Genomic DNA, 23,308 nt, shown 5'->3' with positions numbered 1-23,308 from the left:
ATATCAAGTCAGATTAATAGCATCTTCATACTTATATTTTTTTTCATCTCTTAAAAGGCTTATATCTTTATCACTACCAACTAAATTTAAATATCTTTTTACTGCTACATCAACAAATTTAGGCTCTATTTCTATTCCATAGCAGATTCGATTAAGCTCCTCACAGGCAATTAATGCAGATGCACTTCCTAAAAATCCATCAAGGACTAAGCCATTTGTTTGAGTTGATTGCTTTATTAAATAAGCAATAAGTGGTACTGGTTTTGATGATGGATGACCACATCCTTCTTTTTCAGAATCTTTAATTCCATCAAATTCAAAGACTGCTGTTTGCTTTTGATCTCCATACCAGTTATGTTTTCCATCTTTTCTCCAACCAAATATAATAGGCTCCATATTAAATTTCCAATCTGTTCTCATGAAAGGAGCTCTTGGTTTTTTCCAAATAAGCCCTGCACCAACTTTAAAGCCTGCATCTTCAAAAGCATCATAGAAAACTCTAGCTTTCATCGTTGCATAGAATTCATAAATTGATGCATCCTTAGCCATTGCGTCTTTAAAGTTTGTAAAGACCTTCATTAAAAATTCATAGGCCTCTTTATCATTTAAGTTGTCATTTTTAATCGTTCCCGATTTATTTTTTAATTCAACAAAATATGGTGCATCGGTACATACTAAATTGACCTTTGTATCATTTAGCAGCTTTTCAAAAGTATCCCACTGAGTAGAATCACCACAAATAACTTTATGTCTACCTAGAGTCCAAATATCTCCTTCCTTGGAAAAAATAGGCTTTTTAAGTTCTTCTTCAACATCAAAGTCATCTTCTTCAGCCTCTACACCAAGGTCAAAGAGCGAAGATAATTCTTCAGTTGAAAATCCTGTAAGCTCTACATTAAATCCATAATCTTCTAGGGATTCAATTTCAACTCTCAATAGTTCTTCATCCCAGCCAGCATCTAAACTTAACTTATTATCAGCAAGAACATAAGCTTTTCTTTGTGCCTCTGTGAGATGATTTTCTAAAATACATGGAACTTTCTTTAGTCCTAGTTTCTTAGCCGCTAGAAGTCTGCAATGTCCTGCTGTAATAACATTCTCTTCTGAAATTAAGATAGGATTTAAAAATCCAAATTCTTTTATAGATGCAGCTACCTTATTAATTTGTTCGTCAGTATGCGTTCTAGCATTATTAATATATGGGATGAGTTCATCTATATTTTTTAATTCATATTGTAATAGTCCTTCTTTCATTAGATGAACCCCCATTTAGCAAATTCCTCAAAACCACCGATAGAGTTAATGTAGTTTCTAGCAATTTCTACAATTTCTGAATATGGTCTACCATCAACAGTTTCATCTCCGATTGCACAGGATAATTCAATCTCTCTATTTTCCTCTTGTTCCTTTAGGTGGGCATAAATATTAACTGATACATCAGCCTTGGATAGGTCTTTACCATGAAGACCTCCGCCAGTTACTGCTCGCCCCATATCAGAACCGAGTTTTCTATTAGCCGCTCCAGTATCAACATTAAACCCTCCAGTCCAATCCCCTAATGGGTTTACGATTGCTCTTGGATAAATTGATTTTAAAATTTCTCTAGATACATTTGACTGACAGATGATGAGTTTATCTCCATCAAGAATGTATTTCCCATCGTAGGGATAATTAGAATAGATTTCACGAGCAATTAAAGATAGTTTCTTTTCTTCGTCTGAAGTAGGTACTCCCTTAAAGATTCCATTATCCCCACATCTAATCTTTTCTTTTTGATTGTTCGATAAGTGAATGTCTTGCTCTACAATTTTTACATCGGCTTTTACTTCTCCTGCTATTCTATTAATAGCTGATTTGATTTCTTCAACATCTAACTTGCAGTCCGTTTCAATAATCACATGACAATCACCATGACCAAGCAAAACTTCGACTGCTATTTTAGGATTTTCCTTTTCTTTATATGCTAAATCTACAATTGCACCTGCAATACAATCTGCTTGTTTGTCAGGATGCTTTGGATTTACTTTTTCAAACAAATTTATTACCTCCTTTGCCTTAGTAGTTTTTCCATCATATCTTCCCCATAGTCTTCATAAACTTCAGTACAGTTTTCTTTCACTATGTCATAAATTTCATACCATAAAAGATTTGCTGTCTTTTGAAATTGTGAAGACATCTGTACAAAGGGAGATGCAATAACTCCTCCCGTAGTAGGATGCTTTCCTAAAAGTCCAAATTGACTTATTGCCTCTTCACATTGAATGTATCTTGCAAAAGCCTGGGAGTAGGATTCTAATAATCTTGGATTTACTAAGTTTTCACAGTTTCTCTGTTTTAACCAACTCCAAGTCTCTTTATATATTTCATCTGCACCTAGTGGTATTCCATTCTTTTGTTTTGCAGATAGATAGTCACTTGGTGTAGGCATATCGGTTCCATCAAGAACTGCCCCATCTGGTAAGTCAACAGCATCTATTTCTTCTGGCGTGAATGTTGGAATATCATTCATTAAAATTTCTACTTTTTTACCTTTTTCTATTTTTTCAGCAGCAGGCTGTGGTTTGCCTCCTGCTTTTACTCTTCTTCCACCTCTATATGTTCCGTCTTTAGCGATAGTATCACCTCCTAATTCATCATCTTCTTTAATAGGGTCTTTGAACCCGTTTTTTTGTGCGTGAGAGGGCGGCACCGTTGGTAGAAAATTCAGTAGTAGAGATTAAGACTCCCCCTCTCTCAAAACTATTCTCGTCCGAATCTATCTCCGCGCTCAGCATGAATCTTTGAGTGACAAGATTTACAAAGACTCATAAGATTGTCTTCGTCATTAGTTCCACCACGAGAAAGAGGAAGTATGTGATGTACTTCCTCTACCTTTGTCATTCTATTTTCTTTTAAACACATCTCACAAAGTGGATGCTCTGCTACATATCTTTTTCTTATAAGTCTCCATGCTTTTCCATAACGCTTATGAGTTCTAGGATCTCTTTTATATTTTTCATAGTTTCTGTTGTATTCTTTCTCATGTTTCTTGCAGAATCGTCCGTCAACTAATTCAGGACAACCTGGATGTGAACATGGTCTCTTTGGTTTACTTGGCACTTTATCACTCCATAAAGAAAGCCCTGAAGATTTAATCTCCAAGGCTCGTTTTATTATTCTTTTGCTATTCTAACTATACTACAACTACTTACTCTCATTCTATCAACTTTACTCTCCACTTGACTTTTTTCTCAGAAGAAAATATAATTTAGTTAGAAAGTATGAATTTCTAACTAAGGAGGTTTTGTTATGTTGGTTGAACTAAAAGCTAAATCACAAGTTACTATACCAAAAGACATAGTAAACTCTATGGAATTAAATCAAGGCGATCAATTTGAAGTCATAGAAGATAACGGAAAAATTGTACTCGTTCCAGTTGCAATCTATCCAGAACACGTCATAAAAAATTTAAAAGCTGAAGTAAAAGAAATTAAAGAATCTATAAAAAATGGGACTCAACCTGTTTTTGATTCTATCGACTCTCTATTCGAAGAGTTAGACAAGTAATGTCCTATAAAATTGCTTATTCGAAAGCCTTTAAAAAACATTACAAAAAACTATCTGATACTGAAAAGAAACAAACGAAAAAGAAACTTAAATTTTTCGTAGAAAATCCTACCCATCCATCTTTAAGAACTAAGAAAATACAAGGTACAGATGGAATATGGGAGTCTTCTGTTAACATGGATATTCGCATTATTTGGTTCTATGAAAATAATGAATTGATATTTCTTTTAGATATTGGACACCACGATATCCTGGACAAGTTTTAAATTTAATACTATAATAAAAACACGAATTGAAAACGAAGTTTTGCGGGTGATGCATTTATGCGTCACCCGATTTTTTATACTTCTATATTTTTTAAAGCCTTACTATGCAATCTAAAAATATGCTGAATTGAGTAATTCATTTCAACTGCTATCTTCTCCCAAGATTCAAAACAAAGATATCTTTTTTCTAAAACGACTTGAAGTTCTTTATCTTCAATCTTTTTTATTGTTCTTACGATTTCTTTCTTTAAATCCACCAACTTATCTATATCCTTATTGATTTCTTCTTGGAGATCTACAATCTTTACGATAGTATCTTCAAGTTTTGATGATCCTCGATTAGGACTCTTAGGCATATCTGATAAGGTGGATGTAGCTTTTGTTGCTAGAGCGTTGAGTGATTCAACTTGCTCCAGCTTTGAGTTTATTCTCTTGTCTAAATAAAAAGCTTGTTTTAAATATTCTTTTGCATTCATTTCTTACCTCCATACGTTTTTGAGGTAAGTTATCCATATAACTTCTTCTCTTGCATTAATCTTAGCAAATTTTGATAGTGACAATCTATGACATCAACTCTCTAGATTTGCTTTCACTGCATCAATAAGTGCAGCTTGTGTTTTATTCTTATTTTCTAATGCTTTCATTACATCTTCATCTATAGTTCCTTTAGCTAAGATATGATGAATTACAACTGTTTCTTTCTGACCCTGCCTATATAGTCTGGCATTGGTTTGTTCATAAAGTTCTAAGGACCATGTAAGGGAAAACCAAATAAGTGTCGAACCTCCAGCTTGTAGGTTAAGTCCATGACCAGCAGATGCTGGATGGATAATGGCAACTGGAATCTTACCTTGATTCCATTCTTTAAAGTCCTCACTTGTCTTAAGTTCTCTTACATCAAACCTATCTTTTATTCTTTTCAAATCTGACTTATACCAATAAGCTATTAATACTGGTTTACCATTTGCGCCTTCTATTAAATCTTCCAAGGCATCAAGCTTTCTATCATGAATATGAATCATATTTTTATCTTCATCATAAACAGAACCCGATGCCATTTGAAGTAACTTATTAGAAAGAGCTGCAGCATTGACTGCATCTATATCTTTATCCTTAATACTAACGACCAAGTCTTTTTTTAAGGTCTCGTAGATATCTCTTTCTTTATCTGATAGATTTACAAAGACTTCATTGTTTATCTTCTCTGGCATTTTTAGGTAATCTTCAGCTTTCATAGAAACTGTGATATCTGATATCTTTTCATAGATTGCATCTTCAGCAAAAGGAAGTGGCTTATAGGAATAAATGATTGGTCCGTTTCTCTTATCTGGTTTGAAGTATATTTCCCTATACTGACCAATAAATCTACCAAGTCTCTCTCCCATATCAAGGAGCCTAAACTCAGCCCACAAATCCATTAGTCCATTAGATGATGGAGTTCCAGTAAGACCAACTATTCTTTTTACCTTTGGTCTAACTTTCATCAAGGCTTTAAACCTCTTTGACCTATGAGACTTAAAAGATGATAATTCGTCAATTACGATCATGTCGTAGTTAAATGGTATTTCGCTCTTATTTATTAGCCAGTCTACATTTTCCCTATTGATTAAATAGATATCTGCTTGTTTATTTAATGCTTTTATTCTTTCTTTTTCACTTCCTACGACCACTGAATATTTTAAGAAATCAAGGTGAGACCACTTTTCTATCTCTTCTTTCCAAGTATCCCTAGCAACTCTTAATGGTGCTACAATTAAAACTTTAGAAATTTCAAAAGAATCAAAGAGTAAGTCTTTTATAGCTGTTAGACTTATAACCGTCTTACCGAGTCCCATGTCCAGTAGAAGTGCTGATTCTTCATTTTCTTTTATAAATTCAGTAGCATAGTTTTGGTATTTATGTGGAGTGTATTCCAATTAGTTACCTCCGATTCTATTTATTATTCCATCAATGTTTTCTTTTGAGTCAAGAACATAAACCTTAAAACCTAAGTTTTTAAATTGTCTTATTCTCTTTTTCTGAATTGGTCTTGGTTCTCCTCCAGGTCTTTTTGTTTCCACAAATCCAATCTTTCCTTTAGGTAGAAGTATTATCCTGTCTGGTATTCCCGTCATTGATGGAGATGTAAACTTAAGACATAGACCCTTATTCTCTTTTACTCTTTTAACAAGGGCAGATTCAATATCTTTCTCTCGCAATTTTCATACTCCTTCCATGCTTTTTCAAAAGCCATCATACAATCATAACAAGCACCCTGGCTTTTTAAATAATTTTTAATCAGTCTTTTCCAGCCCTTAAATTTCCCTGTTTTATTTTTAGGAAAGTCTCTATCTTCCTTCATATCTCTTGCTAAATCTCCTCTTGGAGACTTTTCATTTAAGTGATTTTTCATCATGTAGTTATAGAAATTCATAAATCCTCCATTTTTCTAAAGTGTTGTATAGTGTAGCTATATATAAACCTTTTACACGAGAGAATAAAAATAATATATAAAAGAAAGTAGGCTATGACTATTCACACCATACAAAATGCGTATATTAAGCCATTTCAGTGTTAAGTCAAGTGTAAATAGTCATGTCTTTTTGTAGTTTAGTGTATGCACTTTTCATTAATTAAGAAAAACTTTTTTCTATGCAATCATCTTTATTTAGCCTATAAATGCTACACTAAGATGCATTTATAAAAAGTCGTCTTCCGACTCCATTAAATCATTGATGGTTATACCACCCCATTCAATTCCCCTATTTGTCCTTTTCTTTTCATAACCTTCTGCTATAAGGGCTCGTGAAAAATCTCTATTGTTTCTAATATATTCTCCATTTGAACCAGCCCACTCACGATAAACTTGATATAACCTTGCACTCATTTCTTTATAATTTGTTCCTTTTATGCATTTATCTGAAATAAAATGGTTTATCCAGTCATTTTCTTCTTTATATGAACTTTTAGCATCATCTACGACATTACATTTTGGATATTTAAAGCCTGCATCTATATATTCTTTTGCTCCTTCAATCATCCACTGTAGAATTGCTCCTCCTGCTTTTTCTATAAGCTTATCTATATAGTCTGTCTTAGGATTTTTAATGGCAATAGAAAATGGAGCCACCACAATTCTTCTCCAGGTTCCTCGATCATTAGAGCCCACCTTTGGTAGATGGTTTGTATAGAGAATAGTAGAATGTGTTGGCGTAAATGAAAAGGGTGCATAGTATTTTCTTTCTGCTGAAATATCATCAACACTTGCTATCTGCTTTAACATAGAACTTGACAGTCTTTGACCCTCTTCTGTTTCAGAGGCTAGAATAAATCTCTTACCACATAACTCTGCAAGATCAACCTTCACATTCTTTGCTCTTGTTGTTAAAGACTCAGCTGGGATTTTACCTGCATAGTCTCCAAGAACGTGAGCCTCTGAATTAAAAACAGTAGACTTTCCATTTCCTCCATCTCCGTAAGCTATAAGGAGTGCTTCTTCATAAACATGACCTATTAATGTAGACCCTGCATGGAACTTTAAGAAATTAATAAACTCATCATCTCCACCAGTTACATCCCTTAAAGTATCTATCCACATATCCATATTATCCTTACTTGGAGCTAGGGCAGTAATCTTCGTGCAATAGTAAGACGGGTCATGCTCTTTTATTTCACTTGTTTTTAAATCAATAACTCCAACAGGTGTATTTAAAATAAAAGCATCTGCATCAAGTTTTTCATTTTTAACTTCTAACAAAGACTTGGCTAGTTTTAATATTCCAGATACTTTTCCGTGGTCGTTCATCTTTTTAGCAAAATTAAGATAGGCTTTTGCAGTATTTACTTTTAACTTTGCTTGTACTTTTTCTTCCTTATTTCCCATCATTTCTGCATCTGCTAATTCTTGATAGGTCTCTTTAAATTCAATGCTTGCGTTTTCTAAAACTTTTTTGGCAGTCTCCATATAAAGACTCATTACTTTTAGCTCAGAATCTTCCCACTTCTTGCCCGTCCAATAAAGCCAGCCTTGAGATATGGTGTAGATAGCTTTACCTTTGTTGTGCTTAGTAAAGATTTCAGCCATTGCTATATCTGTAAGTTTCTCAGGCTTATATTCCTCATACCTTTCATTGTATTCTTCAGGTGGTACATAATCTTCACTCGCCGCCACCTTTTTATAAAACTTACAAGCTGACTTCCATATTTGTTCTAACTCCTCATCTTCTAGTGGTGGAGAACAAAGGCTGGCTTTTTTATCGAATAGTTCTCTTGCCTCATCTGTATTTCCATATCGAATTAAAATCCTACCAGCAAAATGGTTCATAGTTGAATTTCTAGAGCCTTGCTGAATCAAGTCTTGAGAATTATCAAAATCCTCAAAGTCATCTTTTAGAATATCAGTTATATATTTCCTTCCCCTAACTATTTCAACGGCAGGATTCTTAACTCCAAAGAAAAATCTCGCTCCATCTAAGGCATTTCCATCAAAGAAAGTATAAGCCTCCGCCAAGCTTTCTTTTATTCCTACATATTCAGCTAAATTTGTGATCTTAGGAATTGGAAAATATATGTGCATTCTTGGTCTTGCAGCTTTTCCATTTTTTTCTTTTCTATGGTTTCTGCTGTAAACTATGGCAAATTTAACTCCATCAAATATTCTCTTTAAATCATTAGCTGAAATCCAATCATCTGGATTTTCTGAATGGTCGTTGTCTATATCCATGGGAACACATTCTGACTCTATAAAATTATCGTTGGACCTGTAGGAATTTTTATACTTAGCCATTACATGGTCAAAACTTGCTGCTTCCTCAAATGACCTAACATCTACTGCATCCATCTCATTTAGATAAACACAATTTGACTCCACTCCTATTAAATTCGAGGTGTATATTTTCAATTAGGATACCTCCTTTATATAGCGAATCTTCATTTTTCTCTTCTCAGCAATCTTTATTTCTTCAGCCATTCCAGGACTTATCTTGTCACCAAAGACCCATACTTCTTCACATTTTCCAAGAAGGACATAATTAAAATGCATGGCAAGTCTTCTCTCACTTTCATCACTCATAAACTGAGGAAATAAAAGATGTGGTGCGATGGGAATATTTCCTTCATCTAAAGCATAGCGAGAATACTTCTGTGCCTTGATTACATTATTTTCTACATCTCCAGAAAATGGACTGCAGATATATACCAGGGGATAGTATCTCTTCTCTGCATTTTTAATTGCTTGATAAGGAGTGGGGTCCTTGCACCCACTCCCGTTGTATAGTTCCTTATTCATAAATACCACTCATTGTTTCACTACAAGTATTACAGCAAACTTGGGTAGAAACTAAATCTCCCTCTTCCAATACTTCAACTAAATCGACTCGAACTTCTTTTCCACACTTTGGACAGGTGCAAAATACATTCTCATCATTTATTTCAATGCTTACTTCCATGGCATCATTTATTTTTTCTTTAACATAAAACATGAATAACCCTCCATTAGTCTTTTTTATAAAATTCACTTTCAAATCCATCTGCATCTAAGATAAGTCCAGGTGCCCAGCTAGGAACTATGGACATGATTTCATTTATTTCTTCTATGCTAGATGAATCACTTTCTATAACAACTTCGTCATGAATATGCATGACGATATTAAATCCTTTTTCCTCAAGTCTCATCAAAGCCTCAGCTAAAATATCTCTTGCGATGGCTTGAACTATATTCTCTACAAATTTTCCACCATAGGATTCAATCTTGTCCCATTTATTTCCTACTACGATTCCCTCATAGACTACTGATTCTCCACCAAATCGATTCGTTCCTATTTTTGCCTTTGGATAAGCTAATCTTCTTTTTGAAGGAAGTTCTATGAAAAGGATGCCTTTCTCATAGCTAATAACTAAATTCTTATATTTTTCTTTAATTCTAGTCTTTACAACTCTTTTTACGACTGCATCTATGTCCCACCAAAGACTCACTATATTTGGATTAGCCTCTCGCCAGGAATCAACTATTGATTGAAGTTCATCTTCAGATAGCCCCATTTCTATAGCACCCATAGCCTTAAGCGCTCCCACAGAGCCACCATAACCACAAGCAAGCGTTGCTACCTTACCTTTTTGTCTTAAGTCTCCATTTACTCCATGTTTTACAACAGGCACACCAAACATCTGACTTGCTGTAGAGCAGTAGATATCTTCTCCATTTTTAAAGGCATTAAGCACCCAGTCTTCTCCCGCAAGCCAAGCTAGAACTCTTGCTTCAATTGCTGAAAAATCGGAAACTATAAATCGGCATCCCTCTTTTGGAATAAAGGCTGTTCTTATCAGTTGGGATAACACATCGGATGGTGAGTCATAAAGCATTTCTAAGCTTTCGTATTCTTTATTTCTTACAAGACTTCTTGCAAGGTCTAAATCTTGTAGGTTATTTCTCCTCAAATTTTGTACCTGGATAAGACGTCCTGAATTTCCTGTAACCCATACTCTTCCATTTCTCCTCACTAAAAAGAAACCTGTTGGAGTCATAGCACAGTAGACCATTCCCGTATAGTCTATTTTCTTTGCTTTTCTTTGTATTTGATGTGCGTTTTTAGGTCTTAACCAAATGTCTAATATATATGCATCTTGCCAATTGTTATGAACTTGCGATCTTTTCTTTATACTCATTTGACATGCTCTACCACTTAGATGAGCAAAGGCCTGTATTATATCTGCATTTTTCCTATTTACTGTAGAATACTGAATGCTGTTTTTAGCACTTTGATATCCGTCCCAATGAACAAGTTCATCAAAGAACACGTCTGCACTTTCATCAAATAGCCATGTGTCAAATGTTTTGTTTTCAAACATTCTAAGCCACAAAGGTAGGTGTCTAGAGTAGATAGTAAAAACATATCTTTTCTTTGACTTATCCATGTATTCTTTCAAATTAAAGCAAATTTCTGCTTTTCTCAAAAGACTTTTACATCTTTCAACTTTTCTAAGTTTTGAAAAAGAAAGTTTTATATTTCCTTCTGCAGTATAATGTCCATCCGCTTGAATCATAATAAGAACTCTAAGCTGAATATGATCTAAATTTGACTGAACTTGTCTATATCCAGTAAATGGAATAGCTGGATGTGCATAATTTAGCATCTCGGATATTTCTCCAACTCTCCACTCACTCTTATAATGATTTTTAAAATACATCTTGTGTTCAGTTGTGCTTATTTGAGATATTCTTTTATCTTCATAGAAAACCATTTGTCCACTGAATGGAAACTTAACCATTTCAGACTTTTGAAAAGATATTTTTTCTCCTATGGTATTCCAACAAGCAATGTTCCCTCCATTCCATTTATCAAGTCTAACCCAGCCTTTATCAGTTAAAACTTCGTGATCTCCAGTTAAACAATATCTTCCTGTACGATTTGCCCCATAAAATTGAAGGAGCCCTCTCACACGTTTGTCTTTTCCCTTTACATTTTTCATAGCATCATATTTCCTAACTGAAGACTTAGATAATTCTTGTCTAAGTTCCAATACTTCTTTTATATCTCCCTCAGTATTTTTAAGAGCAGACTCTACATCTTTTTTAGCTAAGGAATCTATCTCTAAGCCTTTTTTATTTAGCCATTCTTTAAGCTGTAAGGGAGAATTTGGATTCTCAAGACCAGTTAGTTCTATGGCTCTGTCCATATTTTCTTCTCGTAATATCTCATCAAATTTAATAGCTGAATCAACTAAAACTTCATCAATTAAGATTCCTCTATCGTTGATGTTTTGGTCTATCCAGTAGTTTTCCCATTCTGAATGAGGCATTGGAAAGGCTGATAGCTTTTTCTTAATTGCCATTTCGGTTTCCACATCTCTTTGGTTATATTCCTTAAAGGTAGACCACTTTTCTAAATCGTGATGGGGTAGATTTCTTGTCCTCATACCATTGGTTTTAGTTGGTTTACATGGAATAGAAAAATATCTTATAAGAGCCTTGCCTTCATTCATCTTTTGCTTATCTAGTTTTAAAACTTCTCCTACTTTTTCAAGGGATAGAGGTAACCCTATATAGGCTGACCAAATCATGGTGCAATACCAACCTTGAGGTTTTAGTCTCTTACCTAAAAACCTAGATAGACACACCCTTTCAAAGTTCGCATTAAAGGCCCACTTCTCTATACTCTTATCACTAAGTGCTGATAATATTTCTTCAGGAATAACCTCTCCACTTGCCAAATCTACTACCTTAACTTCTCCATCATCAATAGAATAGGCAAAGAGGAGGATTTCAAAATCCTCACTCTCGGCATATTTGTATACACCACTTTTGCCTAAGTCAACTGAAGAATAGGTCTCAAGATCTATGGACAATCTCTTCATAGCTATCACTAAGCTTTGTTAATTCTGCTAAATTATTTTTTCTATCTTCTTTTATTTGTTTTTCTATTTTTCTGATATCTCTATCTAGTTCTTTTAACTGAGCTTGTAAAAATCCAAGCTTATACCATAAAAAGGACCAAATAGCTAAAACTATTGCTGTAATTAAATAGTCCATTTCTACCTCCTATGCTAAGAAATCTTCATCATCATCGTCCATAGCATCGAAGTCATCTGCTGCATTAGACCTATTTCCTAGAGGTTGTCCATCTCTTAGTTTTTGAATATTCCCTAGCCCAACCGCTACGCCCTTATTGCCATTTACATTGTAGGCATAGAAGTTAAGAGATACCCTTGCATAAACTCCTGAGTAGACTTCACTTCTATCAAGAATAGGTTCTACGTTTCTATCTACAATTTGAGGTGCTGTCATAGAGTTAGCATTTAAGAAGTATGCATCAGCATAAGCCTCATCATCTTTTTCTGTGTCACCATCTCTTAATGGAAGTTTGATAGCTTTCTTATTAGGTTTTTTCCCATTGAATTTAGAAAGTCCTTCATCAATAGCAGCATCTACTGCCTTTTCAATCTTCTCAATTGTCTTTTGGTCGCTCTTTGGGATAATGACAGATACTGAATACCTTTCTTTACCACCATTGATTGACTTTGGTTCCCAACCATTAAAATATGATAATCTAACTTCTCCAGTAATTACTTTTGTTTTATTTTGCATAATTTTCCTCCTGAATTATATTTAATTTTGCAAATCTACCATGATACTTTTTTGCCGCTTCGTTGTACGCCATTGCAGCGTCTACTTCTTTATCAAAACTGCCTAAATAAATATGCTTTTCATTTATTCTGATGCACGCTTGCCAACATCTATCTCTAATATGAAAAGTAACTCCCTTATATCTAGAGTGAGATTTCATGTTAAACTTTTTTCTATTAAAAGAATTTTCTTGTCTAGTTGCTAGCCTCAAATTAGATCGTCTATTATCTAATCTATTCAGATTTATATGATCTACTTCCATATTCTCTGGAGCATTTAGAATTTGCCTATGCATTCTAATATGGCGAGATTTATTCTCTGGATTGTGTCTACAGGCATATAACTGACCTGGATGACCGCTGGCAAACCACTTATATTTTGATAGTTCTTTGTAATCTTCATCGTCAACTAATGCATAAAATCCTTTTGTAAGTGGTATTTTTTTCATTCCTTAACCACTCCAAATTCTTCTTTCACATTTTCAATTACAACTTCTTCTCTTTTATCATTAATGTTCACTAAGGTAAGTTTGCCTTTTGGTTTTTCTAATAAGTCGCTGATATTTTCATCAAAGACTTTTTTACCTAGTAACTTAGTCATAGCTGTGATGCCAAGTAACTTTTCTTCAAAGGGATTGAATCCCAGTTCTTTTACTTTTTTTACAACTTCATCTTCATCTCGGTATTTTCTATTAGACCTACCTTCGACAAGTTTTAGATCCTTCCATCTATGGCCTTTCATTGCTCTTTCTAAAGAGTAAGCCTTGATGTCTTTGACCCATTGTTCGAGCTCATCTAGTCTTGGTAAAATCTCTTCAATTTCATCATCAGATAGTTCTGGTGGCAGGGTAAATTCTTCTTGTGCTAGTTTCAGGTTTTCTTCCGCTCTTTTTCTACACTTATTCTTAGCTTTACAGAAAATGCACCATTCTCCACAAGAGAATTCTCCCTCGCCTTTATATGCTTTCTCCGCTATCTCTCGTACGGTTTCTCCCCACTCATATAGTTCTATCTTCTTAATTTCATAAGTTGAGATATTGCATCTTCTTGGTTGATAGATATGAAGAATTACTTCCTCAATATCATAAATTCCATCGAAGAGAGTCAGAGCACCAAGTCCATATAACATGAGTTGTGTGTTTTCTTTAGCATCTACTAAAACTCCCTGACCATACTTTAGATCTATTACATGAAGTTCTTTTCCTCCAACAACTACACAGTCAGCAGTTCCAAAGGACTCTTTAACATAGTCTGATAGGTTAAGTCTTTCTTCCACAAAGACGGCTGGGCTTTCATAACTACTTATTACTTCTATTACATATGAGGCATATCCTTCAGTTAACTCATCCATTTCTTCATCATAAAAATCTAAATCCTCTGTTGGATCTTTTACATCTAAGCCTAATAACTTTTTTAGTTTATATTCTGCTAAGGCATGAGCTGAGGTACCTTCAAGTGCATAAGGACTAACTTCATCTTCATATTTTTGAGATAGCTTTACGCTTGGTGGACAGTGAATCCATCTATTAGAAGATGATGCTGATAAAATAGCATGAGCGCCCATTACAACTTCTCCACATCTGCTACCAAGTCCTTATAGTTACTTGGATCAATCTCAGATAACTTTTTAGCTCCATACTTTTCTAAGAGTTCTCTTATCTTAGCTGTATGGCCTAATCTTGATTTGTCGGCTAGTATCTTTCTAACATCTTCAATCTCATAGGTCTTTTCTTCTTGTTTTGCCTTCTCTTCTTTAGGCAGTTCCTCATCACTTTCTAGTGCTGTTAGAAGGACACCTATACTAGATGCAAGATTCTCTGCATCTTCTTTGATTTCCATTAGTAGCTTTATTCTTGACATCTTTTTCTCCTTTCTCTGGTTGCATTAATTCCTTAGCTATCTTCTTGGCAACAATTGAGATGGCTATTAAACTTTCTGCCATCTGTTCGTTTTTTACTAAGTCCACTTTGTTCCTCCTTTCATACTCCTTGGGACATTCTTTAAATTTTTGAGTAAGATTTCTCCTCTCATACTCCTTAGGACATTTGCCTTCATTTTGAGTAAGTTGTATCTCCTCATACTTCTTAGGACATCCTGTTTGTATTTGAGTAAGACTTCTTCCCTCATATTCCTTAGGACATCTAGTAAGTTTTTGAGTAATTATTTTTTCCAAGGTCTCAATTTCTCTTGAATCTATGGTAAATGCTTATTTTTGATGTTATTAACTGTTTTTTGGGATATTCCTACTACTTCTGCGACTTCTCTTTCTTTCATTTCGTAGAGAAAAAGTAGTTTTAGAACTTTTTTATCTCTTTCAGAAAATTCACTAATGACTTCTAAGAATGCTTCTTCTAGAAGTTTGTACGTTACTATATCCTCAGTATTTTTAACGCTAGTTACTTCAAAGTCGTATTCCTCTTCAGCAACATCAAGGGATAAGGGAAGACCATATTCTTTTGTTTCGACAAAGCCTGTTTCTAAACTTCCTGCTTGGACATAGTTTCCATTTTTCTCAGCCACTGTTTTAATTCTGTCTTTATCTTGTAGTTCTTCTAAATTCTTGTAGGCTCTTTGGATTCTCTTTTTTTCTCTCCAGATTGGTTTCATATATTCTTTGTAGACTTCTTCACTAACTTCGATTTCTTTGCCATTTATTTCTAAATATCTTTTCTTTGCCATCTTTTGCCTCCTTGCAAAATATCTAGATCCGCAAGAAGGCCATCCGTAAAAACAAAAAAGACGGCAATAGAAAACCATGGTTTGGTTTTCCGACTGCCGTCTAGCGTTCTTGCGGATATCTCTTTTACTTATTTAAAATTTTAATTTCGCCTTTAACTACATAGGCTATGGTTGTACTTTTACCTCGCCTGATAGTTAGCTTTTTCTTGTCTTCGCTAATATCACAGACTCTTTTTCCTTCTTTGTTTCTTATTTCTATAGGATCACCTCCTTAATATAAAAATAGCCAGATGAGTTTCCTTTTGAATACTCATCCGGCTATTTGATAGTTACATTTACTTCTTTGCTCGGTATGGTTTTTTCTTATTTTTGTTTGATATTTCCAGTGTTGAGATTTTCCCACAGTGTGGACATTTTGCTGCTATCTCTATTTTCTCTAAGGGAATTCTTGATACATCAAAAAATCTCTTTTTACAGACTGGACATGCCATTTGTTCCATAATACCTCCTTGTCTTTCCTTGTTAGCTTCTTTGCTAATTTCTTTCTTAAAAAAATATAGCTAAGCTATATTTTAAAAACTAAATTCGTTATATAGTTCTTTTGTTAATTCAAAGTCATTAGGTGCATAGCCTAATACTTTTAATCGAACTAATGCTGCTGTTTTTGATACTTGGAATTGCTCTGATACTTTCATGATGAAATCAAATAGATAAGTCTCATCCTTAATATGCTTATCATAACCTAGATAGTATAAATACTTTATAATCGCTTTTTTATTCATCAAAAGACAAGAAGCAAATGTATTCGCCTGCCATTCTATTGTATCCATAAATCCCCAGCGTTTATTTTTCTTCTTATTAACATCGCCAGTTCTACAAGCTAGTGATGCAGGCTTTTCTTCTTCATTAAAAAAAGATAGTTGGTTTGGATCTCTATAGAATACACACGGATGAATTACACCATGTCCACATTCATGAGCTAGGGTAAATCTTCTAAATCCTTTATCTCTTGGATTATCTAATTGCTTATCTATTAGAATAGTATTAGCTCTATCTGTAAGATATTCTAGTTCCCATTGTCCAGTTTCAATATTTGGCATTAGGCTTTTCATTGTTCGTATTACTTGGTCATCATTAAAGACCATCATCCCTGCATAGCATCCGTTATGAGATAAGTAGGCATACTCAACATTAAACCCTAAATCAAATTCTGCAAGCCCCTCAATATCTACTGCTTCAAAATTTTCAATTGCAGAAGGACAATATTTATTGAGAATTTGCTCGGTCAGTGATTCAATTTGATCTAAAGTGATAAATGGAGCACCTGTACTTGATTTGTTGAAGTTATATTGATACATGCCTACCTCTCTTTTTCAATTTCTTCAATGAATTTTATCCACTCTTCTTCTTTGACATCTAAGTCTCTAGCCTTTCTCAAAGCTACGCTTAAGCCTTTAGTCTTTAAAATATACTCTGGCAAATCAGGTGCCACCGTATTTCTTTGCTTTCCAGCTAAATCCATCATAATGGATGATTCTTCTTCATCCAAGTTTAATATTTTAGCAATTTGGTTCAACCTATCTAAGTCAAAAGAATCTCTTTTTCCTTTCTCTACATCGCTTAGATACGGTGAGGAAATATTAAGCCTGTCCGCCATATCCTTTAAGGTGATTCTTAAATCCTTTCTCTTCTGAGAAATAAAATCCCCAAAAGTCAGTTCGTGATTGTTCATGATTACCTCCTATTACATTATTAGCTAATCTGCTAACTTGTTTATATTTTACAGCTTATTAATTGATGTGTCAAGTCCTAATATCTATTCTGTTCACTCTCCCTATAAATATCTATCCTGTCTACACACCCCTACGATTTTTACTATTAATATGTTCCCGCAAGGTATTTTTCAAATAAAAAAATGGCTTTTAAGATTTCTTTTAAAATCCTAAAAGCCATTGGTTTCAACAGTTTTATAGCTTGTTATTCTATTTTCTTGACATCAATACTACACTCTCCACGTGCGCCGTCCTGGGGAATTGGTCCACAGCCTCAAGGTGTTCCACTTTATACCCCTCTCTTTCCAGTAGCTCAATATCCCGGACTTGGGTTACGGGGTTGCAGCTGATGTAGAGGATGCGTCCCGCGCCGAGAGCGGCGAGTTTTCCGATGGCTTTCGGGTGGATGCCGTCGCGAGGGGGATCCACGACGAGGAGGTCGCATGTTTCATCCACAGTGTCGATCATCTCCAGCACGTCGCCGGCGATGAAGTGGGCGTTGTCGATGCCGTTGCGCGCGGCCGAGCGATTGGCATCCTCCACAGCGGATTCCACGATTTCGATGCCCACCACTTTTTTCGCCGCCTTGGCCAGCACTTGGCCGATGGTTCCTGTGCCGGAGTAGAGATCGAAGACCACGCCTTTTTCCTCCGCCGCCAGGGCCCGGGCTTTTTCGTAAATTATTTGTGCCGTGTCGGGATTGGGCTGAAAGAAGGAAAAGGGCCCGATGTCGAAGTGCAGATCCAGGAGTTCTTCGCCGATGACTTCTTCGCCGAAGAGGTGGCGCACTTCCTCGGGCTTAATGGCGTCGGCCCAGTCGTCGGTGATGGTGCGGTAAATGCTCGCCACTTTGCCCTTTAGCTTCAAAGAGCGCAAAAAACCCACGAAGGCCGCCTCGTCCACTTCATCTGACGAGGTAACCAGGTTCACCAAGTAGCTGTCCGTGGCCCGGGCGTGGCGCACGACGAGAAAGCGCAGGGTGCCTTCGTGCTTCATGCGGTGGTAAAAGGGCGTGTTCAGTTCGCGGAAGTAGCCTTCCACGGCGGCGCGAATGGCCTCCATGTCTTCCGGCACCAGGAGGCAGCCCGTGGTGGAGACGATGTCGTAAAAGCCTTTTTTGTGGTGCAGACCCAGGGTGAGGGGGCCGCCTTTTTGGGCATCGCCGAAGGTGTATTCCATTTTGTTGCGGTAGTGGTATTCCCGCGGCGCCGGGGTGTAGGGCACGTCCCTGCCGTAAAGATCGTCGATCATGGCTTTTTTCAGGGCCGATTCCTTTTCGTAGCTCAGGCTCTGGTAAGTGCAGCCGCCGCAAATCACCGCGTGGGGGCAATCCGCCGCCTCTTCCATGGGAGACGGGGCCAAAAGCTCCACGATCTTTCCCTTTTTGTTGTCTTTTCGATTTCGCGTAATGCGCACGCCCACCTTTTGCCCGGGCAGGCCGCCTTTCACCACGACCCGAGAGCCGTCTTCCGCTTCCACCACGGATTTGTTGGGGAAATGCCGCCGAATGATCTCGCCTTCTACATATTTTTTCGCCATAATGCCTCCTTTTCTGTCTATGGCATTATACCACAATCCTGTAATTTCCCCGTCTTTGGGTATATATTTACCGGTGATATTATGTTTAATTTTGACAATTCTTATGCGCGGCTGCCGCGGCGGTTTTACCGAAAGGTGGAGCCCACACCGGTGGCGGATCCCGCTTTTTTTATTACGAACAATGCTTTGGCCCGGGAGTTGGGCATAAGCGACGAGGCCCTTTTCTCCGAGGAAGGCTTGGCTTATTTAAGCGGCAACGCCCTGCCCGAGAGAGCCGCCTCTCTCGCCATGGCCTACATGGGCCATCAGTTCGGCTACCCGGCCATGTTGGGCGACGGGCGGGCCATTCTCCTCGGCGAGCAGATCGCGCCCGACGGACGCCGCGTAGACATTCAGCTGAAGGGCGCGGGGCAGACGCCATTTTCCCGCATGGGCGACGGCAGGGCGGCTCTGGGCCCCATGCTCCGGGAATACATTTTAAGCGAAGCCATGTACCATTTGGGCGTGCCCACGACCCGGGCCCTGGCTGTGGTCACGACAGGGCAATTCGTGCAGCGCACGGAGCGGGAGCAGGGCGCCATTTTAACCCGCGTGGCCGATAGCCATTTGCGCGTGGGCACCTTCGAGTGGCTCGCCGACATCGGCGGCGACGTGGCCGTGCTTTTGGACTACGCCATCAATCGCCACGATCCGGATCTCCTCCACGCACCGAACCGCGGAGCCAAGTGGCTCGTCCGCGTGGCCGAGCGCCAGGCGGATCTCATCTCCCGCTGGATGGCCCTGGGCTTCGTCCACGGGGTCATGAACACGGACAATATGACCATTTCCGGAGAAACCATCGACTACGGCCCCTGCGCCTTTTTGGATACCTTCAATCCCAAGACGGTGTTCAGCTCCATCGACCACTTCGGCCGCTACCGCTTCGAAAATCAGGGGCAGATCGGCGTGTATAATCTCTCAAAACTGGGCGAGTCTCTGGGGGATATTCTCGGCGACGAAAAGGCGCGGGAGGAAAAAATCACGGCTGCCCTTAAAACCTACAGCGACACTTTCCAAAAAGCTTACTTCCGCTACATGGCCCGTCGCCTGGGCTTTGACGATGCCGACGAATCGGTCTACGGTCTGATCAACGAATGGCTGGATCTTTTGATGAAAGAGGAGCTGGACTACAACGAATCCTTCCTTCGCCTCACCTACGGCGACAGGCGCGAGCATTGGTCCGATTCCTTCGCCGCACTCTACGAAAAAATCATCGCCGCCACAGGGGATGAAGGTGATCGCCTTCGTCGCGCAAACAATCCCGCCATTTTCCCCCGCAATTACCTCGTGGAGCGAGCCATTCAGGAAGCGGAGGCGGGAGATAAAACGTTCCTCTTGCATTTTATGAAGCTTTTGGAAGAGCCCTACGCCCACAACGAGGAGCAAATGGCCCTTCGTGACGCCCCGGCCATTCCTATGTACAAGACCTTTTGCGGGACTTAAGCTTTGCCTAAGATTGTCTCGCTTCACCGGCGCGGCACCGCCTCTGTGGTACAATAAAGAAAACAGGATAAAGGATCTGAGACTATGAACTATGAATTAGGCATCGTCGGCGGCATGGGGCCCTTGGCCACTTCCGTCCTCTTCGACTACATCGTCCGCCACACCACCGCCAATAAAGACCAAGACCACATTAACGCTCTGATATTAAATCACTCCACTCTGCCCGACCGCACGGACGTGATTCTCCACGGAAAAGACGAGGATTTTCTCGACGCCGTGAAGGGCGACTACGAAATTTTAAACGCACTGAACGTGCCCCTCATCGCCTTTCCCTGCAACACGGGTCACTACTTTTTCGACGCCATGGAAGCCATGGCCGACGGAAAAATCATTAATATGATCGACGAAACCCTGGCCCGCTGCAAATCCATGGGAGCCGATAAGGTGGCGGTCTTCGCCACGGAAGGCACCACCTCGGCGAAGCTTTACGATCGCTACGCAAAAGCTCGCGACCTCGCCGTGGTCTATCCCGACGCCGAGGAACAGGCGCAGATTACCCGGGTGATCTACGATGTAAAGGAACTGGGCCAAACCCGCTTCCCCGTCATGGACGAAATCATCCGTAAATACACGAAAGACGCCGTGGTGATCCTCGCCTGCACGGAACTTTCCACCATCGGCATCCACCACGAAAAAGTGGTGGACACCACCCAAGTCTTAGGCGATGTGATCATCGAACGCTGCGGCAGAAAGAGGGTATAATGGAATTTATTTCAATTGTTTTAGGCACAGACAACAACGCCTACGGCGTGGCCCGCTCCCTTCACGAGGCCTACGGCGTGCATTCCTATGCCTACGGCGTGAAGCCCCTGCGCTTTACGCGGAAATCGAAAATCGTGGACGTGGAAGTGCACGAGGGCTTCGACACGGAGGCGGGCTTTATGCCTATCATGGAGGCCATTTACGATCGCTTCAAGGGGGAAAATCTGCCCCTGCTCCTCACCTCCTGCTCCGACGGCTACACGGCCCTTATCGCCAAGCACAAGGAGGAGCTCAAGGACCGCTTCCGCTTCAACTACATCGACTACGATCTGCAGCAAAAGCTGGAAAACAAAGAAGATTTCTACGCCATTTGCGAAGAATACGGCCTTCATTACCCGAAGACCGTGATCATTACGGAAGAAAACAAACACGATTTGGACCTTGGCCTTACCTACCCCATCGGTCTCAAGGCCAACGACAGCATCGCCTTCGTGCACCTGCACTTCGAGGGGAAAAAGAAGTTTTACAAAATCGAAGACGCCGAGGAACTGGCTCGGGTGGTGGATGACATTTACGCTGCCGGCTACAAAGGCGATCTCATCGCCCAGGACTTTATTCCCGGCAACTCCTCGGCCATGTACGTTTTAAACGCCTACGTGGACACGCGAGGCGAAGTGACCATGATGTGCCTGGGTAAATGCCTTTTGGACGAATGCCTGCCCTATGAAATCGGCAATTACAATGCCCTTTTGACCATGGGGGATCAGGCCCTTTACGATCAGTACGAGGCCTTTTTAAAGGCCATCGACTACCGGGGCTTCGCCAATTTCGATTTGAAATACGACGTGCGGGACGATTCCTACAAAGTCTTCGAAATCAACATTCGCCAGGGCCGCTCGTCCTACTACATGACCGCCGGCGGCTGCAATTTTATGACTTATCCCGTCACGGATCTCATCGCCGGGGAAACGCCGCCCTGCCATTACCACGACGCGCGTGGCCTGTGGCTCTTTGTGGATCCCGCCGTGCTGAGAAAATACGGCAGCGATAGAGACAAGGATTTAATCGAGGCCTCCCTGAAAAAAGGCTTCACCTTCACCCAGTGGTACGAAAAAGACCGCTCCCTTCCCCGCTGGCTCGACTACATGCGCCGCCGCATCTCCACGCGGAAATACTATCCCCACTACGAGCCCCAAAGGCAAAATGACTGATTTCACACACGCAAAAAAACCGAGGACGCACCTCGGTTTTTTTGTTGCAGGAGATGAAATTTACTCTTCGCTCGTATTTTCGTTAGCCGTATTTTCGTTGGCCATATTTGCGTTACCCGTATTTGCTTCGCTCGCATCTTCGTCGCCCATATCTTCGTCCAAAAGGCCTGCGAAATCGCCGATACCGGCCATTTCCATCATAATCTTTTCGGGATCGGCAACTTTCCAGCTGTCGCCTTCTTTCTTCACTTCGATTTCCACATCTTTGGTCTTTTCTTCCATCTTCGATACGTCGATGCCGGCCATGATTTCTTCTTCCGACTTGCCTGCCAGAATGTCATCCATGGATTGGGAAATGATGCTCATCATATCCTTCGCCGTAATGGCATAAACCAATTTGCCTTCTTCGGCGCCGTCTTTAATTTCGCCGGACTTAAATTCGAACTTGGCGCTTTTAAGAATGTCGATGAAGAATTTGTTTTCCGGCTTGTCCATTTCCTTCATGAATTCGTCGTCTTTTAAGGCATCTTTGTCCTTTTCCAAGACGTATTTTTGCGCATCGTCAATTTTCAATTGGCCGAGGGCGGTCATAAAGCCTTCGACGGATTCCTTCGCCATGTCCGTGTCGGATTTTTTGTTGCAGGCGCCAAGCGCCACGAGAAGCATCAGTGCCATGGCGATCCATAGTAATTTCTTTTTCATGTACTGCCTCCTTCTTTTTGTGCAAGGGAATTTTTCTTATCAATAAATTACCACGTCCCCTCGCGGGAGACATCGCCCAAAGGTGTGAGACGGCCGATTTTTTTACAAATTTGCACAAAAAAAGGTTCTATGTCAACCATTGGGGAGTCTAGTGAAAACTAGGCTCCTTTTTGTTTTCCCAAATGCCATCTATCACCGATCTTTTGAACAGACAAAAAGCAGTTTTGTTCGGAAATGATGAAAGTTTTGC

At 39.2% G+C, this 23,308-nt stretch carries 29 protein-coding genes; 5 read left to right on the top strand and 24 right to left on the bottom strand.

Annotated elements, in window-relative coordinates; all coding sequences use genetic code 11:
• Positions 1-3 precede the first annotated feature (3 nt).
• The 4 genes from DG046_RS05335 to DG046_RS05320 are packed head-to-tail and all read right to left on the bottom strand — an operon-like array spanning position 4 to position 3,141.
• Complete coding sequence (locus DG046_RS05335) at positions 4-1,254, bottom strand: site-specific DNA-methyltransferase (RefSeq protein WP_044565557.1); 1,251 nt, start codon at positions 1,252-1,254, stop codon at positions 4-6.
• The gene (locus DG046_RS05330; RefSeq protein ID WP_044565555.1) at positions 1,254-2,036 is read right to left on the bottom strand and encodes an S-adenosylmethionine synthetase N-terminal domain-containing protein; all 783 of its coding nucleotides are present in this window, start codon (positions 2,034-2,036) and stop codon (positions 1,254-1,256) included. The genes DG046_RS05335 and DG046_RS05330 overlap by 1 nt, the downstream gene beginning before the upstream one ends.
• A gap of 5 nt (positions 2,037-2,041) precedes the next feature.
• Positions 2,042-2,689 carry a P27 family phage terminase small subunit gene (locus DG046_RS05325; RefSeq protein WP_044565554.1) on the bottom strand — a complete coding sequence of 216 codons (648 nt, stop codon included), beginning with the start codon at positions 2,687-2,689 and terminating at the stop codon, positions 2,042-2,044.
• A 50-nt stretch (positions 2,690-2,739) separates the two neighbouring features.
• Positions 2,740-3,141 carry an HNH endonuclease gene (locus tag DG046_RS05320; RefSeq protein WP_470207166.1) on the bottom strand — a complete coding sequence of 134 codons (402 nt, stop codon included), beginning with the start codon at positions 3,139-3,141 and terminating at the stop codon, positions 2,740-2,742.
• A gap of 147 nt (positions 3,142-3,288) precedes the next feature.
• Between DG046_RS05320 and DG046_RS05315 the strand changes: the two genes are divergently transcribed.
• Both DG046_RS05315 and DG046_RS05310 read left to right on the top strand, forming a co-directional pair.
• The gene (locus tag DG046_RS05315; RefSeq protein WP_002834889.1) at positions 3,289-3,546 is read left to right on the top strand and encodes an AbrB/MazE/SpoVT family DNA-binding domain-containing protein; all 258 of its coding nucleotides are present in this window, start codon (positions 3,289-3,291) and stop codon (positions 3,544-3,546) included.
• Entirely contained in the window at positions 3,546-3,812 is a 267-nt protein-coding gene (locus tag DG046_RS05310) for a type II toxin-antitoxin system RelE/ParE family toxin (RefSeq protein WP_044565552.1), read from the top strand. Before DG046_RS05315 ends, DG046_RS05310 begins: the two co-directional genes overlap by 1 nt.
• Positions 3,813-3,886: 74 nt before the next feature.
• On the opposite strand, the gene DG046_RS05305 is transcribed toward DG046_RS05310, so the two are convergent.
• The 19 genes from DG046_RS05305 to rlmD all read right to left on the bottom strand — a co-directional run bounded on the left by DG046_RS05305 (position 3,887) and on the right by rlmD (position 18,901).
• The gene (locus tag DG046_RS05305; RefSeq protein WP_044565551.1) at positions 3,887-4,288 is read right to left on the bottom strand and encodes a DUF1492 domain-containing protein; all 402 of its coding nucleotides are present in this window, start codon (positions 4,286-4,288) and stop codon (positions 3,887-3,889) included.
• 93 nt (positions 4,289-4,381) lie between these two features.
• Entirely contained in the window at positions 4,382-5,728 is a 1,347-nt protein-coding gene (locus DG046_RS05300) for a DEAD/DEAH box helicase (RefSeq protein WP_044565550.1), read from the bottom strand.
• Positions 5,729-6,010 carry a VRR-NUC domain-containing protein gene (locus DG046_RS05295; protein ID WP_044565549.1) on the bottom strand — a complete coding sequence of 94 codons (282 nt, stop codon included), beginning with the start codon at positions 6,008-6,010 and terminating at the stop codon, positions 5,729-5,731.
• A complete protein-coding gene (locus tag DG046_RS05290; protein ID WP_019131836.1) occupies positions 5,968-6,225 on the bottom strand; it encodes a sterile alpha motif-like domain-containing protein in 258 nt (85 codons plus the stop codon). Before DG046_RS05290 ends, DG046_RS05295 begins: the two co-directional genes overlap by 43 nt.
• A gap of 264 nt (positions 6,226-6,489) precedes the next feature.
• Positions 6,490-8,691, bottom strand: coding sequence for a phage/plasmid primase, P4 family (locus tag DG046_RS05285; protein WP_044565548.1), 2,202 nt, complete (start codon positions 8,689-8,691; stop codon positions 6,490-6,492).
• The gene (locus DG046_RS05280) at positions 8,692-9,078 is read right to left on the bottom strand and encodes a DUF7768 domain-containing protein (RefSeq protein WP_044565547.1); all 387 of its coding nucleotides are present in this window, start codon (positions 9,076-9,078) and stop codon (positions 8,692-8,694) included. It lies immediately after the preceding gene.
• Positions 9,071-9,271 carry a hypothetical protein gene (locus DG046_RS05275; RefSeq protein WP_044565546.1) on the bottom strand — a complete coding sequence of 67 codons (201 nt, stop codon included), beginning with the start codon at positions 9,269-9,271 and terminating at the stop codon, positions 9,071-9,073. The genes DG046_RS05280 and DG046_RS05275 overlap by 8 nt, the downstream gene beginning before the upstream one ends.
• 13 nt (positions 9,272-9,284) lie before the next feature.
• Positions 9,285-12,143, bottom strand: a complete 2,859-nt coding sequence (locus DG046_RS05270; RefSeq protein ID WP_108831506.1) for a DNA polymerase — start codon at positions 12,141-12,143, stop codon at positions 9,285-9,287.
• Positions 12,118-12,318: a hypothetical protein gene (locus DG046_RS05265; protein ID WP_002834902.1), complete on the bottom strand. Its 201-nt coding sequence runs from the start codon at positions 12,316-12,318 to the stop codon at positions 12,118-12,120. The genes DG046_RS05270 and DG046_RS05265 overlap by 26 nt, the downstream gene beginning before the upstream one ends.
• Positions 12,319-12,327: 9 nt before the next feature.
• Positions 12,328-12,873, bottom strand: coding sequence for a DUF2815 family protein (locus DG046_RS05260; protein WP_044565544.1), 546 nt, complete (start codon positions 12,871-12,873; stop codon positions 12,328-12,330).
• Positions 12,863-13,360, bottom strand: coding sequence for an HNH endonuclease (locus DG046_RS05255; protein WP_049944435.1), 498 nt, complete (start codon positions 13,358-13,360; stop codon positions 12,863-12,865). Before DG046_RS05255 ends, DG046_RS05260 begins: the two co-directional genes overlap by 11 nt.
• Complete coding sequence (locus DG046_RS05250) at positions 13,357-14,475, bottom strand: DUF2800 domain-containing protein (protein ID WP_108831505.1); 1,119 nt, start codon at positions 14,473-14,475, stop codon at positions 13,357-13,359. The genes DG046_RS05255 and DG046_RS05250 overlap by 4 nt, the downstream gene beginning before the upstream one ends.
• Positions 14,475-14,771, bottom strand: coding sequence for a hypothetical protein (locus DG046_RS05245; RefSeq protein WP_026074035.1), 297 nt, complete (start codon positions 14,769-14,771; stop codon positions 14,475-14,477). Before DG046_RS05245 ends, DG046_RS05250 begins: the two co-directional genes overlap by 1 nt.
• A complete protein-coding gene (locus tag DG046_RS09645) occupies positions 14,713-15,084 on the bottom strand; it encodes a hypothetical protein (RefSeq protein WP_044565540.1) in 372 nt (123 codons plus the stop codon). Before DG046_RS09645 ends, DG046_RS05245 begins: the two co-directional genes overlap by 59 nt.
• A gap of 20 nt (positions 15,085-15,104) precedes the next feature.
• Entirely contained in the window at positions 15,105-15,590 is a 486-nt protein-coding gene (locus tag DG046_RS05240) for a sigma factor-like helix-turn-helix DNA-binding protein (RefSeq protein WP_108831504.1), read from the bottom strand.
• A gap of 335 nt (positions 15,591-15,925) precedes the next feature.
• Positions 15,926-16,090: a hypothetical protein gene (locus DG046_RS09720; RefSeq protein WP_002834910.1), complete on the bottom strand. Its 165-nt coding sequence runs from the start codon at positions 16,088-16,090 to the stop codon at positions 15,926-15,928.
• A gap of 72 nt (positions 16,091-16,162) precedes the next feature.
• Positions 16,163-16,948, bottom strand: a complete 786-nt coding sequence (locus DG046_RS05235; RefSeq protein ID WP_044565537.1) for an ImmA/IrrE family metallo-endopeptidase — start codon at positions 16,946-16,948, stop codon at positions 16,163-16,165.
• A 2-nt stretch (positions 16,949-16,950) separates the two neighbouring features.
• On the bottom strand, positions 16,951-17,322 hold the full coding sequence (locus DG046_RS05230; RefSeq protein ID WP_002834913.1) for a helix-turn-helix domain-containing protein: 372 nt from the start codon (positions 17,320-17,322) through the stop codon (positions 16,951-16,953).
• A gap of 250 nt (positions 17,323-17,572) precedes the next feature.
• Positions 17,573-18,901: a 23S rRNA (uracil(1939)-C(5))-methyltransferase RlmD gene (gene rlmD, locus DG046_RS05225; RefSeq protein ID WP_108831503.1), complete on the bottom strand. Its 1,329-nt coding sequence runs from the start codon at positions 18,899-18,901 to the stop codon at positions 17,573-17,575.
• 81 nt (positions 18,902-18,982) lie between these two features.
• On the opposite strand from rlmD, the gene DG046_RS05220 reads away from it, so the two are divergent.
• The 3 genes from DG046_RS05220 to DG046_RS05210 all read left to right on the top strand — a co-directional run bounded on the left by DG046_RS05220 (position 18,983) and on the right by DG046_RS05210 (position 22,356).
• Positions 18,983-20,383 (top strand): protein adenylyltransferase SelO, encoded by a 1,401-nt coding sequence (locus DG046_RS05220; RefSeq protein ID WP_108831502.1) that lies wholly within the window; start codon positions 18,983-18,985, stop codon positions 20,381-20,383.
• Positions 20,384-20,467: 84 nt separating this feature from the next.
• On the top strand, positions 20,468-21,145 hold the full coding sequence (locus tag DG046_RS05215; protein WP_108831501.1) for an aspartate/glutamate racemase family protein: 678 nt from the start codon (positions 20,468-20,470) through the stop codon (positions 21,143-21,145).
• Positions 21,145-22,356: a carboxylate--amine ligase gene (locus tag DG046_RS05210; RefSeq protein WP_234411462.1), complete on the top strand. Its 1,212-nt coding sequence runs from the start codon at positions 21,145-21,147 to the stop codon at positions 22,354-22,356. The genes DG046_RS05215 and DG046_RS05210 overlap by 1 nt, the downstream gene beginning before the upstream one ends.
• A 60-nt stretch (positions 22,357-22,416) precedes the next feature.
• On the opposite strand, the gene DG046_RS05205 is transcribed toward DG046_RS05210, so the two are convergent.
• Positions 22,417-23,058, bottom strand: coding sequence for a hypothetical protein (locus DG046_RS05205; RefSeq protein WP_108831499.1), 642 nt, complete (start codon positions 23,056-23,058; stop codon positions 22,417-22,419).
• Positions 23,059-23,308: the final 250 nt, after the last annotated feature.

This window comes from Aedoeadaptatus coli, assembly GCF_900343085.1.
Lineage (GTDB): Bacteria > Bacillota > Clostridia > Tissierellales > Peptoniphilaceae > Aedoeadaptatus > Aedoeadaptatus coli.
This window is presented reverse-complemented; position numbering and strand designations above follow the sequence as displayed.

What these genes read in the sequence shown, in the direction of transcription:
- DG046_RS05310 (WP_044565552.1), top strand. Translation starts at nt 3,546, where the DNA reads ATGTCCTATAAAATTGCTTATTCGAAAGCCTTTAAAAAACATTACAAA.
- DG046_RS05230 (WP_002834913.1), bottom strand. Translation starts at nt 17,322, where the DNA reads ATGAACAATCACGAACTGACTTTTGGGGATTTTATTTCTCAGAAGAGA.
- DG046_RS05270 (WP_108831506.1), bottom strand. Translation starts at nt 12,143, where the DNA reads ATGAAGAGATTGTCCATAGATCTTGAGACCTATTCTTCAGTTGACTTA.
- rlmD (WP_108831503.1), bottom strand. Translation starts at nt 18,901, where the DNA reads ATGGCGAAAAAATATGTAGAAGGCGAGATCATTCGGCGGCATTTCCCC.
- DG046_RS05255 (WP_049944435.1), bottom strand. Translation starts at nt 13,360, where the DNA reads ATGAAAAAAATACCACTTACAAAAGGATTTTATGCATTAGTTGACGAT.
- DG046_RS05280 (WP_044565547.1), bottom strand. Translation starts at nt 9,078, where the DNA reads ATGAATAAGGAACTATACAACGGGAGTGGGTGCAAGGACCCCACTCCT.
- DG046_RS05205 (WP_108831499.1), bottom strand. Translation starts at nt 23,058, where the DNA reads ATGAAAAAGAAATTACTATGGATCGCCATGGCACTGATGCTTCTCGTG.
- DG046_RS05335 (WP_044565557.1), bottom strand. Translation starts at nt 1,254, where the DNA reads ATGAAAGAAGGACTATTACAATATGAATTAAAAAATATAGATGAACTC.
- DG046_RS05315 (WP_002834889.1), top strand. Translation starts at nt 3,289, where the DNA reads ATGTTGGTTGAACTAAAAGCTAAATCACAAGTTACTATACCAAAAGAC.
- DG046_RS05245 (WP_026074035.1), bottom strand. Translation starts at nt 14,771, where the DNA reads ATGTCAAGAATAAAGCTACTAATGGAAATCAAAGAAGATGCAGAGAAT.
- DG046_RS05235 (WP_044565537.1), bottom strand. Translation starts at nt 16,948, where the DNA reads ATGTATCAATATAACTTCAACAAATCAAGTACAGGTGCTCCATTTATC.
- DG046_RS05260 (WP_044565544.1), bottom strand. Translation starts at nt 12,873, where the DNA reads ATGCAAAATAAAACAAAAGTAATTACTGGAGAAGTTAGATTATCATAT.
- DG046_RS05220 (WP_108831502.1), top strand. Translation starts at nt 18,983, where the DNA reads ATGTTTAATTTTGACAATTCTTATGCGCGGCTGCCGCGGCGGTTTTAC.
- DG046_RS05265 (WP_002834902.1), bottom strand. Translation starts at nt 12,318, where the DNA reads ATGGACTATTTAATTACAGCAATAGTTTTAGCTATTTGGTCCTTTTTA.
- DG046_RS05250 (WP_108831505.1), bottom strand. Translation starts at nt 14,475, where the DNA reads ATGGGCGCTCATGCTATTTTATCAGCATCATCTTCTAATAGATGGATT.
- DG046_RS05210 (WP_234411462.1), top strand. Translation starts at nt 21,145, where the DNA reads ATGGAATTTATTTCAATTGTTTTAGGCACAGACAACAACGCCTACGGC.
- DG046_RS05305 (WP_044565551.1), bottom strand. Translation starts at nt 4,288, where the DNA reads ATGAATGCAAAAGAATATTTAAAACAAGCTTTTTATTTAGACAAGAGA.
- DG046_RS05275 (WP_044565546.1), bottom strand. Translation starts at nt 9,271, where the DNA reads ATGTTTTATGTTAAAGAAAAAATAAATGATGCCATGGAAGTAAGCATT.
- DG046_RS09720 (WP_002834910.1), bottom strand. Translation starts at nt 16,090, where the DNA reads ATGGAACAAATGGCATGTCCAGTCTGTAAAAAGAGATTTTTTGATGTA.
- DG046_RS05215 (WP_108831501.1), top strand. Translation starts at nt 20,468, where the DNA reads ATGAACTATGAATTAGGCATCGTCGGCGGCATGGGGCCCTTGGCCACT.
- DG046_RS05290 (WP_019131836.1), bottom strand. Translation starts at nt 6,225, where the DNA reads ATGAATTTCTATAACTACATGATGAAAAATCACTTAAATGAAAAGTCT.
- DG046_RS05240 (WP_108831504.1), bottom strand. Translation starts at nt 15,590, where the DNA reads ATGGCAAAGAAAAGATATTTAGAAATAAATGGCAAAGAAATCGAAGTT.